Origin of the sequence: Niastella sp. (genome assembly GCF_045805085.1) — a bacterium.
GTDB lineage: Bacteria > Bacteroidota > Bacteroidia > Chitinophagales > Chitinophagaceae > Niastella.
Window position 1 is genome coordinate 1 of record NZ_JBJMLX010000035.1, and the last position, 2,788, is coordinate 2,788.

The window sequence follows — 2,788 nt, forward strand, 5'->3', positions numbered from 1 at the left end:
ATATAAAGCTGTATATTCCACCCACGCTGGCTTATGGCAGCACAGATATAAAAGATAATAGCGGAACGGTGATCATTCCGGCAAATTCCATTCTCATTTTTGATATTACGATGAGTTCTTTCTACTAGGCAGAGGGCAAAAGGCAAAGGGCGCAAAGGCCTCATCGCGGCAAAGTGCTGAGAGTTCATAATTAAGAAGTTATACGGAAAAACTAACAACTGGTAACTTTTGCCTTACATTTGTCTCTAAATGTAAAGCCCTTTGCCACACGAATCCATTTCCGTATTTGATATCTTTAAGATCGGGGTAGGTCCATCCAGTTCCCATACCCTGGGCCCCTGGCGTGCAGCCCAGCTTTTTTTGCAATCGCTCGAACAAAAACACCAGCTTTTACAGGTAGTATCCTTACAGATATTGTTATATGGTTCACTGGCCAAAACCGGTAAAGGCCATGGTACCGATCTGGCCGTGTTAATGGGTTTGAGTGGCGAAGACCCGGTAACCTGCGATGTAGAAGCCCTCGATAATAAAGTGCAGCGTATTCGCACCACCAAAAAATTGCTGCTGCAGGGCAAACATGAAATTGATTTTGATCCCGCTACCGATGTAGAATTCCTGTTCACGGAATCATTACCCTACCATCCAAACGCGTTAACGTTCATGATTACCCTGCATAATGGGGAACAACTGGCTGCTACTTATTACTCGGTAGGCGGCGGGTTTGTACAGCAGGAAAATGAAAAGACCACTTCTACCGATTCAGTGCAACTGCCTTTCCCCATCGATACGGCCGACGACCTGTTGCACTGGTGTCGTAAAACCGGTTTAAGCATTAGTGAAGTAGTGACGGAAAATGAGAACAGCTGGCGCACTGATGAGGAAACCCGTAAAGGCATTTTGAAGATCTGGCAGGTGATGAAGGAATGTATGTTTCGCGGTTGCCATAGCCAGGGTATGTTGCCCGGCGGTTTACAGGTAAAACGCAGAGCGGCCGATCTCAATAAAAAGCTTTTAAAAGACAGAACCTATACTGATTACGAGAGCTGGATCGAGGCCATTCGCGCGGGTGGCAGCGATTTCAAATACATTCTTGATTGGGTAAGTTGTTTTGCCCTTTCCATCAATGAAGAGAATGCCTCGTTTGGCCGGGTGGTTACCGCCCCTACCAATGGCGCTGCCGGGGTAATACCAGCCGTGTTGCATTACCTGGTGGTGTTTTGCGATGGATATAACGATGACAAGATCATGCAGTTTATGTTGACTGCTTCTGAAATTGGCAGCATCTTTAAAAAAGGCGCTACCATTTCTGCAGCTATGGGTGGTTGTCAGGCGGAGATCGGCGTGTCATCTGCCATGGCGGCGGCCGGATTAACTGAAGTAATGGGTGGCAGTCAGCGGCAAACTATGATGGCGAGTGAAATTGCCATGGAACATCACCTCGGACTTACCTGCGATCCCATTGGCGGACTGGTACAGATCCCCTGTATTGAAAGAAATACCATGGGCGCTATAAAAGCAATAACGGCTTCGCAACTCGCGCTGCAAAGCACACCTGATTTTGCCAAAGTATCGCTGGATGCGGTTATTAAGACTATGTGGGATACGGCTATTGATATGAGTCATAAGTATAAAGAAACGGCGGAGGGGGGATTGGCGGTGCATATACCGTTGAGTTTGCCTGAGTGTTAACCCCCCAGCCCCTTAAAGGGGGAAGGCAATCGGCAATCGGCAATCGGCAATCGGCAATCGGCAATCGGCAATCGGCAATCGGCAATCGGCAATCGGCAAAAAGGTACCGGCGATGCAAGGTCGTTTATTAATCTCAAAGATCGCGAGCTATTCACCATTGACCATTGACCATTCACCATGAGATCAATCGATTTCAACGCTATCAGTCCATCTGCAAGGGGATTGCTTTTGACAAAGGCAATCACTACCATTCCTTTTGCTACAGAGGCGGCGGCCTTACTATGGGATGCTGAACAGCTTACCACCAGGCTCAGGGAAAAACTTTCTAAAGAGAACTTTATCTGGTTATTGCATTTTGAGAACAGGTATCGTACTATTGACTCTCTGTTAACACCACTTAAGTATAGAAATGTTTTGGAGATCGCTTCGGGATTTTCTTTCCGGGGCTTGCAGTTATGCATGCAGGATGAGATAACTTACTTTGATACTGATCTGCCTGATGCTATCACCACCAAACAACAGGTAGTAGATAAATTAAAGGAGCAACATCACCTTGAAAAAAAAGGCATGTATCGGCTGATGCCATTGAATGCACTGGATGCAGCAGCTTTCCATGCGATCATTGACCAGTTCCCACCCGGTGCGGTTGCAATTGTAAATGAAGGGTTGCTGATGTACCTGGATGAAGGGGAGAAGCGACAGTTATGTGCTAATATTCATACCATGCTAACAAAACGTGGCGGCTGCTGGATCACGGGTGATATTTATTTAAAGAAGGGCGATCGCGAACACACGCATAGAAACCCGGCAGCGGAAGCATTCCTGGCCATGCATAAGGTGGAAGAAAAGAAATTTGACAGCTATGAAGCCGCCGACACTTTTTTTACTGATTGTGGATTTACTATTGCTGCAAAGGAAATTGTTGCCTACGACCAGTTAAGCGCCTTACGATTTATTGAACACAGAAATATTCCGGCGGATGTAGTGAAGGGCTGGTTTACTACGAGACAGACCTGGATGCTTACGGTGAAGTAGGGCAGAAGGCAGAAGGCAGAAGGCAGAAGGCAGAAGGCAGAAGGCAGAAGGCAGAAGGCAGAAG

Annotated in this window: 3 protein-coding genes; all 3 read left to right on the forward strand. The window is 46.9% G+C overall.

The window, feature by feature from the left end; translation table 11 throughout:
• The first annotated feature begins 14 nt into the window (after window positions 1-14).
• The 3 genes from ACJ751_RS01540 (at window position 15) to ACJ751_RS01550 (ending at window position 2,724) form a co-directional block, all read left to right on the forward strand.
• A complete protein-coding gene (locus ACJ751_RS01540) occupies window positions 15-128 on the forward strand; it encodes a hypothetical protein (protein WP_407743616.1) in 114 nt (37 codons plus the stop codon).
• Window positions 129-261: 133 nt separating this feature from the next.
• The gene (locus tag ACJ751_RS01545; RefSeq protein WP_407743614.1) at window positions 262-1,689 is read left to right on the forward strand and encodes an L-serine ammonia-lyase; all 1,428 of its coding nucleotides are present in this window, start codon (window positions 262-264) and stop codon (window positions 1,687-1,689) included.
• Window positions 1,690-1,866: 177 nt separating this feature from the next.
• Complete coding sequence (locus ACJ751_RS01550; protein ID WP_407743615.1) at window positions 1,867-2,724, forward strand: class I SAM-dependent methyltransferase; 858 nt, start codon at window positions 1,867-1,869, stop codon at window positions 2,722-2,724.
• Window positions 2,725-2,788 lie beyond the last annotated feature (64 nt).

Coding starts and splice junctions, on each gene's coding strand:
- ACJ751_RS01550 (WP_407743615.1), top strand. CDS start 1,867: ATGAGATCAATCGATTTCAACGCTATCAGTCCATCTGCAAGGGGATTG.